This window comes from Cellulophaga sp. F20128 (genome assembly GCF_023015805.1).
Lineage (GTDB): Bacteria > Bacteroidota > Bacteroidia > Flavobacteriales > Flavobacteriaceae > Cellulophaga.
Genome location: NZ_JALKBA010000023.1, coordinates 1 through 11,758 on the forward strand (window position 1 = coordinate 1; position 11,758 = coordinate 11,758).

General features: G+C 35.8%; 9 protein-coding genes. 1 reads left to right on the forward strand and 8 read right to left on the reverse strand.

Going from position 1 to position 11,758, the window contains the following annotated elements; translation table 11 throughout:
• Positions 1-172 precede the first annotated feature (172 nt).
• Positions 173-2,650: a TonB-dependent receptor plug domain-containing protein gene (locus tag MWU65_RS15860; protein WP_247079531.1), complete on the forward strand. Its 2,478-nt coding sequence runs from the start codon at positions 173-175 to the stop codon at positions 2,648-2,650.
• A gap of 175 nt (positions 2,651-2,825) precedes the next feature.
• Here MWU65_RS15860 and MWU65_RS15865 read toward each other — a convergent pair whose 3' ends face one another.
• The 8 genes from MWU65_RS15865 to fbaA form a co-directional block, all read right to left on the reverse strand.
• Positions 2,826-3,689 (reverse strand): sigma-70 family RNA polymerase sigma factor, encoded by an 864-nt coding sequence (locus MWU65_RS15865; protein WP_247079533.1) that lies wholly within the window; start codon positions 3,687-3,689, stop codon positions 2,826-2,828.
• Positions 3,690-3,872: 183 nt separating this feature from the next.
• Positions 3,873-5,072, reverse strand: a complete 1,200-nt coding sequence (locus tag MWU65_RS15870; protein ID WP_247079535.1) for a glutamate-5-semialdehyde dehydrogenase — start codon at positions 5,070-5,072, stop codon at positions 3,873-3,875.
• 12 nt (positions 5,073-5,084) lie between these two features.
• Complete coding sequence (proB, locus tag MWU65_RS15875) at positions 5,085-5,855, reverse strand: glutamate 5-kinase (protein ID WP_247079537.1); 771 nt, start codon at positions 5,853-5,855, stop codon at positions 5,085-5,087.
• Between the two features lie 5 nt (positions 5,856-5,860).
• Positions 5,861-6,667 carry a pyrroline-5-carboxylate reductase gene (gene proC / locus MWU65_RS15880; RefSeq protein ID WP_247079539.1) on the reverse strand — a complete coding sequence of 269 codons (807 nt, stop codon included), beginning with the start codon at positions 6,665-6,667 and terminating at the stop codon, positions 5,861-5,863.
• A 299-nt stretch (positions 6,668-6,966) separates the two neighbouring features.
• Positions 6,967-9,213, reverse strand: coding sequence for a polyribonucleotide nucleotidyltransferase (locus tag MWU65_RS15885; RefSeq protein WP_247079541.1), 2,247 nt, complete (start codon positions 9,211-9,213; stop codon positions 6,967-6,969).
• 220 nt (positions 9,214-9,433) lie between these two features.
• Positions 9,434-9,703, reverse strand: coding sequence for a 30S ribosomal protein S15 (gene rpsO, locus MWU65_RS15890; RefSeq protein ID WP_247079543.1), 270 nt, complete (start codon positions 9,701-9,703; stop codon positions 9,434-9,436).
• 70 nt (positions 9,704-9,773) lie between these two features.
• On the reverse strand, positions 9,774-10,637 hold the full coding sequence (accD, locus tag MWU65_RS15895) for an acetyl-CoA carboxylase, carboxyltransferase subunit beta (protein ID WP_247079545.1): 864 nt from the start codon (positions 10,635-10,637) through the stop codon (positions 9,774-9,776).
• Between the two features lie 33 nt (positions 10,638-10,670).
• Complete coding sequence (gene fbaA, locus MWU65_RS15900) at positions 10,671-11,738, reverse strand: class II fructose-bisphosphate aldolase (protein ID WP_247079547.1); 1,068 nt, start codon at positions 11,736-11,738, stop codon at positions 10,671-10,673.
• Positions 11,739-11,758 lie beyond the last annotated feature (20 nt).

Genomic DNA, 11,758 nt, shown 5'->3' on the forward strand with positions numbered 1-11,758 from the left:
ATCTGCGCCGATGGTACTGCATTTTTGTGGGAGAGTAGGCCGCTGCCTTTTTTTAAAGCCCTTATCTAACGATAAGGGCTTTTTTTATGCCCTATAGTTTTTTAAACCTTTAAGATGATGATTTGGTGTGATTTTTGATATATTTATGTTTAAATATTTTAAAATCAGAAATATGAAACACCTTGTTTTCTTTTTTATGCTTCTTCTCGTAAGCAACTATTCAACAAGCTTAGTAGCTCAAAATTCATCAGAACCTATAACTTCTAAAGAAAACAAACCTTTTTACAAGGAGAAAGTATACCTACACTTAGATAAATCCTATTATAATGCAGGCGATGCTATATGGTTTAAGGCATATCTTATTAATGCGGCAACCCATAAAACAGAAGAATCGCTTAAAGTACTTTATGTGGATCTTATTGGTGTGGACAATAGTATCCTCGATTCTAAAATAATTAAAGTAGAAAATGGTTTTGGTGTTGGGGATTTTGCGCTGCCCCTAACCTTTGCAAGTGGAACATATACGGTTAGAGCCTATACCAATTATATGAGGAATTTTGATAATTCTTTCTTCTTTAGAAAGAAAGTTTTTGTGAAAGCATTGCCTTTAGTACAGGAACGGTTGAAGGAGCAGGAGAATGTTTCAAAAAAGAAAGCCAAGGAATTAGAAGCTACTGACAAGAGCGTATTGGCATTAGATGTTCAATTTTTTCCAGAGAGTGGTCATATGTTATCCGATACTTACAATCGGATTGGGTTTAAAGCCTTAAGCAGTACTGGAAAGGGTGTAGATGTATCTGGGAATATATTAAATGACCTAGGAGAACAAATAGTGGCATTTAAAGCCTCTAAATTTGGTATGGGTAGCTTTGGTTTTGTACCTAAAGAGGGGCAAGTTTATACCGCCGATGTTGTTTTTAACGGTAAAAGTTATTCCTATAAATTACCCGAGGCTGTTAGGAATACATCAATTATTCAAATACAAGACTTAGACGATAAATATCAATTGAATTTAGTAACTTCTAATCCGGAAGGTTTTGGAGACTATGTGCTGATTGGTGCACAACGAAATGACATTGTGTACAGTGCAAAAATATCTGGAAATAAAAAAAAGGCAGTTCTTAGTCTTTCCAAGGATGTGTTACACTTTGGGATTGTTCAATTTACCTTGTATAACGAAGCGGCAGTACCTGTTGCGGAACGCTTGGTTTTTAATAATAGTGCTGTAAATACGGATGAGATTACAGTAGCATCATCTGAAAAACTATATGAAAAGGGTGAAATGGTGGCATTAGAAATTGCAACTAAGGCGGTCAATACTCCTATTGCAGCCAATCTATCCGTCTCAGTTACCGATATTTCTGTACAACAGCCAAGAGACGAAAAGTCTGATATTCGTACCTATTTGTTATTAAATTCTGAAATAAAAGGAACGATAGAAAACCCGGGATATTATTTTTATTCTGAAGACCCAGATAGGGCACAACATCTAGATTTGTTACTGATGACGCAAGGTTGGAGAAAGTTTATTTTTACTGATTTCCCCGAGTTAAAAGAAGATAGGCTTCAGTATATCAATGAAAACGGTATCACCGTAAAAGGATCAGTTAGAGATTACCACAAACCAAAAAAGACCGCTGTAGCAACCGTTTCTTTAAGTTATAAAACAAATGACCTCATTGGCACGGGTAGTGTTTTATCTGAGGATAACGGAGAATTTCAGTTTACGGGTTTGGATATTGCGGATAAAGAAACAGTAATCTTAAAGGCAAATGATTATAAACGTGTGATGAAAGATTTTAAAATTCAATTGGATTCTTTTGTTTCGGCTCCCGTTTTGGAAAATAACGGATTTTATGCAGGTATAAATGCAATTGAGGTTGGTGATTACGTACACGAATCGGACGAAAGATCTCGAATAGATGCTATGTTTGAAAATGAAATAATGAGCATGATTGAACTGGATGAAGTATTGGTAGAAACAAAACGTAAAACAAGAGGAATAGAATTGTCTTATAAGAGAAAAGAAGGATCTATATATTCACAGGCTTCAAATACCTTAGATTTTTCAACGATTAGTGATGTGCCTTATAAAGATATTCTAGATGCTTTGCGAAGTAGAGTTCCTGGAATTGAGATTTTTGGTGGATTTATTACCATACGTGGTCGTAATTCTATAACAGGCGATTCTACACCTCTTTTTCTTTTGGATGGTGTACCTGTAAATCAAGAAGCCATAGAAAATATTCCTATTTGGGAAGTAGATTTTATAGATGTTTTAAAAGGATCTCGGGCCGCTATTTTCGGATCTGAAGGGGGTAATGGTGTTATTGCGGTGTATACCTTGACCGGAGAAGAGCAAGTAAAACAAAATAATAGTAGGGTTGGCCAAAACGGATTTGTTCACCCTGGATTTTATCAATCGCGAAAGTTTTATGAGCCAGGATTTACGAATGATTCCACTATGGATGGAAGACCAAAATATACGACTACTTTATTTTGGGAGCCAAATATTACAGTAGATAAAACAGGCAAACATACCTTTGAATTTCCAGCAAAATCAGTTTCTGGCAGGTATACGGTTTCTTTAGAAGGTATAACGTCTGAAGGTTTACCAGTTGTCTCTGAAACAACTTTTAGTATTGATTAAGTATATAAAATGAAAAACTCCGGTAATCAGCCGGAGTTCATTCATCAATCAAAAAACGAACAGTCATGATAAACTGTTGTTACAGTTCACAAATTACAATTTTTATGCCAAAAAGACAACTACTCTTGCTTATGAGAGCATATTAATTGTGTTTGTGCTTCTAAACCTATGCGGTTTAGCCAAGATATGTTTTTAAAATTTTACTTCTTGAAGTATGCTTTAATCTTCGAATTGCTTTTTCTTTTATTTGCCGTACTCTCTCTCTAGTTAAATCAAAAGTTTCTCCTATTTCTTCTAAGGTCATAGAATGTTGTTCTGCCAATCCAAAATAAAGGCGTATTACGTCTGCTTCCCTTGGTGTTAAGGTTTCTAGGGCTCTTTCAATTTCTGTACGCAATGATTCTATCAATAACTCTCTGTCAGGATTTGGAGATTCACCACTACGCAATACATCGTATAGGTTAGAATCTTCTCCATCAATTAAAGGAGCATCCATAGAGACATGGCGACCTGAATTTTTTAGAGACTGCTTAACGTCTTCAATAGTCATGTCTAATTCTTTGGCTATTTCTTCAGCAGAAGGCTTACGCTCATGTGCTTGTTCTAGAAAAGCAAAAGTCTTGTTTATTTTATTGATAGATCCAATCTTATTTAAAGGCAAACGTACAATACGCGATTGTTCCGCCAAAGCTTGTAAGATAGATTGACGAATCCACCATACCGCATAAGAAATAAATTTAAATCCACGGGTTTCATCAAAACGTTGTGCTGCTTTGATTAATCCTAAATTACCCTCATTAATTAAATCTGGTAAAGTAAGCCCTTGGTTTTGGTATTGCTTTGCTACAGACACCACAAACCTAAGATTTGCTTTGGTTAGTTTTTCCAAGGCCAATTGGTCACCAGCTTTAATGCGTTGTGCCAATTCTACCTCTTCATCAGCAGTAATTAAATCAACCTTGCCAATTTCTTGTAAATATTTATCTAATGACGCGGTTTCCCTATTGGTAACCTGTTTTGTAATTTTAAGCTGTCTCATTTGATTTTCGTTCTAAATTGTCTGCAACCTAAGGGGTGCATATACTTATACGTAGAAAAACGATAAATGTTACATTGTAGTGCATTTAATTTTACATTTTACCTTTATTAGGTCACAAATTTATTTTTTATCACCCTATACTAGGAAGGAGTAGCCATAGGTACGGTACTATACCTAAGTTTTTTATTTTCTGATATGACCGTCGCCATAAACATAATATTTATTGGTTACCAATTGCTTTAAACCTAGGGGGCCTCGGTGGTGAAGCTTATCTGTACTAATAGCTAGCTCTGCACCAACTCCCATCTGTCCGCCATCTGTAAACCTTGTAGAGGCGTTATGGTATACGGCAGCGCTGTCTATTTGTTCCATAAAAGTTGTTGCTTTTGTGGGGTCTTGTGTTACAATAACAGCAGAATGTCCTCCAGAATGGGTGTTTATTTTTTGTATTGCACTATCTAGATCATCCACTTCGCCAATAAGTATTTTTAATGCTAAAAATTCTTCCTTCCAAATGTTGTTGTCTGTTATGGTTTCTGTGTTTAGAAGGAATTTAGAAATAGGCTCGTCTGTAATTACAGTAACCTTTAATTGTTGTAAAACAAGTTGTAATTCTTTTATTTTAGCCTCGTAATCAGGTATGTGCTTATTTACTAAAACTTTGTCGAGCGCATTACAGCCAGATATTTTATCAGTTTTTGCATTGATAATTATCGCTATAGCTTTTTCCCAATCGGCATCTTCTGCAACATATAAGAAATTGTTGCCACGACCGCTTACTAGAACAGCGCAACTGGCATTTTCTTTTACAAACTGTATTAATCGCTCCCCCCCTCTAGGTACTATTAAATCTAATTTTTCAGGTGGATGTTTTAAGAACTCTTGTGTTTCTTCCCGTTGTAAATGCAATAGCTTAATCCAATCTTTAGCAACATTGTTCTCTTCCAAGGCCTGGTGCCAACATTTTTCTAAGATAATATTTGTGTGTAACGCCTCTTTTCCCCCTTTTAGTAAAATTTTATTATTTGCTTTAAAGGCCAAAACTGCAGCTTCAATGGTGACATCGGGTCTGGACTCATAGATGATAAGTATGGTGCCAAAGGGAGCTGTTTTATTGGTAACTACCAACCCGCTTTCTAGGGTAATATTAGATATTTCCCTTCCTACGGGGTCTTCTTGATCTTTTACCTCAGTAATGGCTTGTAGCATACCGTCTATCTTATTGTTATTTACAATAAGGCGATCTAATAAGGCCTGATCATCTTTGGTAAAAGCTGCAATATCTTTTTTATTTTCTTCTAAAATTTCGACTCTGTGTTCCTCAATAATTTTCAGCATTGAGTCGAGTACTTTATTTTTTAATTTGGAAGTTAATAATTTCATGTTTTTTTAATTTTAATGAATAAATTTTGTTCCTATTTTTTTGTTGTCAATGATATCTACAATTACATTTTGTTTCTTACCATTGGCTATATGGGTAGGAATTTCCTTTTTAGCAGTGCTTTTTGCTATTTTAAGTTTAGAAGCCATCCCCCCTCGGCCTTCTCCTTCTTTTTTAGTGTTAACTTGTATGTATTGTTCCACATTTTGATCTCCTGTCACTTGGCTAATTTGCTTGGAATTTTTATCATCAGGATCCCCTGTATAGAGTCCGTCGGTATCAGATAAAATAATAAGCCGATCTGCATTTATTAATTCTGCCACCAAACTGGCAAGTTCATCATTGTCTGAGAACATGGACATAGTTACAGAAACAGCATCATCTTCATTGGCAATAGGTATAATGCCTTCAGATAATAGACCTTCATAGCAATTAATCATAGTGTCTCTATGTACTCCTAAGTCAAAGTCTCTTTTTGTTGCCAATACTTGAGCACATCGCATACCATAATCACTAAATAAACTATAGTAATGGCGCATTAGCCTAGGTTGACCAACAGACGAGTATACTTGTCTTCTGGTAGATGTATCTTTGATGTTGGTTTCTCCTAATATTTCCTTTCCTGCAATTGCAGATCCGGAGGACACTAAAACAACCATGATATCTCTTTCATACAATACTGAAATTTGACGTACCAATTCTTTTAACACTGGGCCTAGAATTCTATTGTCTTTGTTTGTAAGTACATTGGTACCCACTTTTACAACTACTCTTTTAATATCCATTTTTATTATTTTTCTTTGCCCATTTCTATCGCTCTATTAAACGCTGCGTAGGCCGCGTCTTGGATGAGCTGTTTTACATTGTTGTCTTCCATAGAGTCTATTGCCGCTTGGGTAGTACCACCTTTAGATGCTACGCGGTCTATCCATTTCTCCGGAGAGATATCGTTCTGATTAAATAATTCTATAGCACCTTCAAAGGTGTTACTTACCAGTACTTTAGAGTCGTAATCTGAAAAACCCATTTGTAAGGCTGCTTCTAACATGGACTGCATAAAATAAAATACGTAGGCAGGGCCACTGCCCGAGATACCTGTTGAAGCATCAATGAAATTTTCAGTACTAACATGGATTGATGTCCCTGTTGTATCTAATAAATTGCGAACCATTATAAGTTCTATGGTTGATACTTCTTTTGATTCTGTGTATGATGTTACTCCTTTGCCAACCTGTGCCGGTAAATTAGGCATGGAACGTATTACTTTTTTAGTATGTAATCTTTCTTGAATAGATTGTATGGTTACGCCAGCCATTAAGGATACAAATACCTGCTGGGTATTGAGCATAGGTTTCATTTGTGTAAACAAATCGTCACTATGAAAAGGTTTAACGGCAATAAATACGACGTCAGATTCTGGCAAACAATCTTCTAGGTTGTCAAAAACTTTAAATACATCATTTTTTCTAAGGGTTTCAATTTTTTTGGGATCGGTGTCGTAGATCCTAAGTTTGTGTTTGCTTAGAAGCGGAGATTTGGCCATACCTTCTGCGTATGTTAATCCCATATTACCTGCACCAATTACTAATACTTTCATGTTGTGTATATATTGTTTTATATACAGTAAAGGGCACAAGGACTATGCGAAAGTCCTGATTTTCAGATCTAATTTCGGGGAATCATTAAATTGTTAGTGGTATGCGCTTAGATTGTGATGTTGATAATGAAGGCGCGTATAACTTAGTATATTTTAAATTGACGAGGTATAAAAGTGTATGTTTAGGTGACATATTGTCGGGGGAAGTGCGGTTTTTAAATAAAAAAGCACTGTTTTGAACAAAAAAGCCCAACAAATTGAATTGTTGGGCTTTTTTAATCTTGAAAAGAAATTAAGAATTAATCTTCTTTTTTATCTTCTCTAGGTTTGCGATCATCACGACGATTGTCACGTCCACGATTATCTCTACCTCTATTGTCGCGTCCACCACGATCATTGTTTTCTCTTGGAGCTCTTTCTACATAACCTTCTGGTTTTGGTAATAAAGCTTTTCTAGAAACTTTTTCTTTACGTGTTCTTGGATCTTGACCAAAGTATTTTACATCAAAAACATCACCCATATTTACAACATCGGTAACATTTTCTGTACGTTCCCAAGCCAACTCAGACACGTGTAATAAAACTTCATTTCCTGGAGCATCCATATATTCTACGACAGCGCCAAAATCTAACATTTTAATTACCTTAACTTCGTATACGCTTCCTTTTTCTGGTTTAAACAGTATAGCATCTATTTTTGCTAAAACAGCATCAATACCATCTTGTGCAGTACCAAGAATTTCAACAATACCTTCTTCAGTAACTGGATCTTCGTTAATAACGATAGTAGTTCCAGTTTCTTTTTGCATTTCTTGTATTACTTTTCCACCAGGACCAATTAAAGCACCAATGAATTCGTTAGGAATACGTCTGGTTACCATTTTTGGAGCATGCGATTTAACATCTTCAGCTGGTGCAGCAATAGTATCCGTTATTTTACCTAAAATATGCAAACGACCATCACGAGCTTGTTTCAAGGCATTTACTAAAATCTCGTAAGATAATCCTTTGATTTTAATATCCATTTGGCAAGCTGTAATTCCTTCAGAAGTACCGGTTACTTTAAAATCCATATCTCCTAAGTGATCTTCATCACCTAAAATATCAGACAATACAGCATAACGATCACCATCAGAAATTAATCCCATTGCAATACCAGAAACTGGACGTTTCATTTTAACACCAGCATCCATTAATGCCATTGTACCTGCACAAACAGTAGCCATAGAAGAAGAACCGTTAGATTCTAATACTTCAGATACTACACGTACTGTATACGGACAATTGTCAGGAATCATTCCTTTTAAACCACGTTGTGCTAAGTTACCATGACCAACTTCTCTTCTTGAAGTTCCTCTTAATGGTCTAGCTTCACCTGTACAAAAAGGAGGGAAGTTATAGTGTAAATAGAAATTTTCTTCACCTTCGTGAGACGGCATGTCTATTTTGTTAGCATCTCTAGATGTACCTAAAGTAACTGTAGCCAAAGCTTGAGTTTCTCCACGTGTAAAAATAGCAGAACCATGTGTAGATGGTAAATAATCAATCTCACACCAAATTGGTCTAATTTCATCCGTCTTACGACCGTCTAAACGTAAACCTTCACTTAAAGTTAATTCACGAACGGCTTCTTTTTCAGCTTTACTGTAGTATCCGCCAACAAGATGACCAAATTCTTCCATCTCTTCTTCTGTAAAAGAGGCTTTTACTTCTTCTTTTACTTCAGCAAATGCAGCAGTACGTTCTGCTTTAGAAGTTCCCTTCTTTGCAATTGCGTAACACTTATCGTAAGCTAAATCATGTACTCTTTTTTGTAAATCTTCGTTTACCTCTGCAGTTGCGTATTCACGAACTTCTTTTTTGCCAAAAGCCTCTGCCAAACGCAATTGCGCAGCAATTTGAACTTTAATAGCTTCGTGTGCAAATTTGATAGCATCGGCCATTTCCTCTTCAGAAATTTCATCCATCTCACCCTCAACCATCATAACAGAATCGGCAGAAGCGCCAATCATCATCTCTAAATCAGATTCTTCTAATTGTGCTCTTGTTGGGTTAATTACAAATTCACCATTAACACGACCAACTCTAGCTTCAGAGATAGCACATTCAAAAGGGAAATCTGATAATTGAATAGCAGCAGAAGCGGCTAAACCAGCCATAGCTTCAGGCATAACATCATCATCATGAGACATTAATTGAATCATCACCTGTGTTTCTGCATGGTAATCTTTTGGGAATAAAGGACGTAACACACGGTCTACTAAACGCATGGTTAAAACTTCTCCGTCACTAGGTCTTGCTTCTCTTTTGAAGAAACCACCTGGATAACGCCCAGCTGCTGCAAATTTTTCACGGTAATCTACCGTTAATGGTAAAAAATCTACATCACTTTGTTTGTAATTGGAAACTACTGTACATAATAACATACATTTTCCAGATTTAACAACAACAGAGCCATGTGCCTGTTTTGCCAATTTTCCAGTTTCAATAGAGATTTCTCTACCGTCCCCAAGGTCTATGACCTCTTTAAATACTTTTGGAATCATAAATTTGATTTTAAGCCTGAATTATATTTAACCAGACTTGTTAAACAATGGTCTTACGTCTTTGTGAGACGAGCTGTTGTGTTGTTGTGTTGACCAATGAAAAACTATAAGTAAGCTTTTAGTTTGCCTTATTCTGATCTAAGGTCTTTGCATTTTTGTTGGATACTTGCGTAAGCCAACTCGTATAAAAAAGGGGAAAGCAAGCTTTCCCCCGATTGTATTATTTTCTAATACCTAATTCTTTAATAATAGCACGGTAACGTACAATGTCTTTTTTAATTAAATAATCTAAAAGACTTCTTCTTTTACCTACCAATTTAACTAGAGATCGCTCTGTGTTATAATCTTTGTGATTATTTTTTAAGTGACCAGTTAGGTGGTTAATTCTGTGTGTGAATAAAGCAATTTGCCCTTCTGCAGTTCCAGAATCTTTTTCATTTTTGCCGTGTTTCTTAAAGATTTCGGCTTTTACTTCCTTTGTTAAATACATTCCAATATTAGTTTAATGATTTTTATGTACGTGATTGATTTTCAATCAGGGCGCAAATATACGATTATTTTTATTCCGACCTAACAGCTTTGTTCTGAATTAAGTCGATATATAGATTAATTTTCTTTTTTAAATCTCTTCGATGCGTAATAAAGTCTAAAAATCCGTGTTCTTTTAAAAATTCTGATGATTGAAAACCTTCTGGTAAATCTTTCCCTGTGGTGTCTTTTACAATCCTAGGACCTGCAAAACCGATTAAAGCTCCTGGTTCTGCAATATTGATATCACCTAGCATGGCATAGGATGCCGTGGTACCACCAGTTGTTGGGTCTGTACATAATGAAATATACGGCAAACCGGCCTCAGCCAATTGTGCTAGTTTTACAGATGTTTTGGCCAATTGCATTAAAGACAAGGCAGCTTCCATCATGCGGGCACCACCCGATTTAGAAATCATTACAAAAGGAACCTTCTTTTTTATGGCATAATCTATGGCTCTGGCAATTTTCTCACCTACAACACTCCCCATAGAACCACCAATGAAAGAAAAATCCATACATGCAATTACAACATCATTACCATATGATTTTCCAATGGCAGTCCTTACTGCGTCATGTAATCCTGTTTTTTTCTCAGCGGCTTTTAAGCGATCAACGTATTTTTTGGTGTCTTCAAATTTTAAAGGATCCTTGGATGATAATTTAATATCCAATTCTTTAAATTTATTGCCATCAAAAAGTATCTCAAAATATTCTTTGCTTCCAATTCTTACGTGGTAGTCATCTTCTGGACTAACATAGAAATTTTTGGCCAAAACTTCAGATTCAACAATTTTACCTGTTGGAGACTTATACCACAGCCCTTTGGGCGTGTCTTTTTTCTCTTCTGTAGCTGTTTGTATTCCTTTTTCTGTTCTTTTAAACCAAGCTGACATAAAATGATATTAAGTTAATTGGAGACTTCAAGGTTATAATGTATTCACATTATTTAAATCCTCAAAAGCTTTCTTTAAACGATCTATAAACGTTTTTTCTCCTTCACGAAGCCAAACTCTAGGATCATAAAACTTTTTGTTGGGTACGTCTCCACCATCTGGGTTCCCTATTTGAGATTGTAAGTATGCTTTGTTATCCTGAACATAATCACGTACCCCTGCTAAAAATGCATACTGTAAATCCGTATCGATATTCATTTTAATAACACCGTAACTAATTCCTTCACGAATTTCTTCAACTGTAGATCCTGATCCACCATGGAATACAAAATCGATATGATTGTGCTCTACATTGTATTTTTTAGAAATATATTCTTGTGAATTTAATAAAATCTTTGGAGTTAGTTTTACATTTCCAGGTTTGTATACACCATGTACATTACCAAAGGCTGCAGCGATGGTAAACTTAGGGCTAACTTTAGAAAGTTCTTCATAGGCATAAGCAACTTCTTCTGGTTGGGTGTATAACTTAGAATCGTCTACATCCGTATTATCAACGCCATCTTCCTCACCACCTGTGATACCAAGTTCAATTTCTAGGGTCATCCCCATTTTGCTCATTCTGCTTAAATAGGTCTTACAGATTTCAATATTTTCTTCAATAGGCTCTTCAGAAAGATCTATCATGTGTGAACTAAATAAAGATTTCCCAGTAGCTGCAAAATGCTTTTCACTTGCATCTAACAAACCATCGATCCATGGCAATAATTTTTTAGCACAATGGTCTGTATGTAGTATTACAGTAGCACCATAGGCTTCTGCTAATTCGTGAACGTGTTTTGCGCCAGCGATTGCACCAGCGATTGCGGCTTTTTGCCCCTCATTAGATAATCCTTTACCTGCATTAAATTGAGCGCCACCATTTGAAAATTGAATAATTACAGGCGCATTTAAACTTGCTGCTGTTTCTAAAACACCATTAATGGTATCTGAACCAATTACATTTACAGCAGGTAAGGCAAAACCTTTCTCTTTGGCATAGTTGAAAATTTCCTGTACTTGGTCGCCTGTTGCAACTCCTGGTTTAATATTGTGACTCATATTATTATGTTGGTATAAAA